Source organism: Halomonas sp. ND22Bw, assembly GCF_003011945.1.
GTDB classification, from domain to species: domain Bacteria; phylum Pseudomonadota; class Gammaproteobacteria; order Pseudomonadales; family Halomonadaceae; genus Halomonas; species Halomonas halophila.
Genome location: NZ_PXWD01000524.1, coordinates 1 through 312, shown reverse-complemented (window position 1 = coordinate 312; position 312 = coordinate 1). Strand labels below are relative to the sequence as shown.

Sequence of the window (312 nt, the reverse complement as noted above, 5' to 3'; positions counted from 1 at the left end):
ATCGCCGCCGCCCCGACGAGGCCGAACGCGACCGTCCGCCCGCCGGCGCGGCCCGCGATCAGCAACAGCGCAAGACCCGACAAGGCAAGCACCACGCCGATCTCCAGCACCGGCAGGCGGCGCAGCAGGGTGTAATAGGTCTCGGGCGACTGAACCCGTCCGCCCAGCGGCCCAGCCAGCACCCGCACCGCCTGGCCCGCGACCACGGCGGCGGTGCTGGAAGGCGAATAGCCCTGCTGCTCTTCCCAACGTTCCTGCTGGGTGAAGGGCGGCTTGATCTCCGCGTCGTTCCACATCAGCCCGACCTTGCCG

General features: G+C 71.2%; 1 protein-coding gene. It reads right to left on the bottom strand.

Translation table 11 applies throughout. From position 1 onward, the window contains the following. Window positions 1-312, bottom strand: a 312-nt coding sequence (locus CVH10_RS19215; RefSeq protein ID WP_219924851.1) for a hypothetical protein, incomplete at both ends; no start/stop codon positions are given.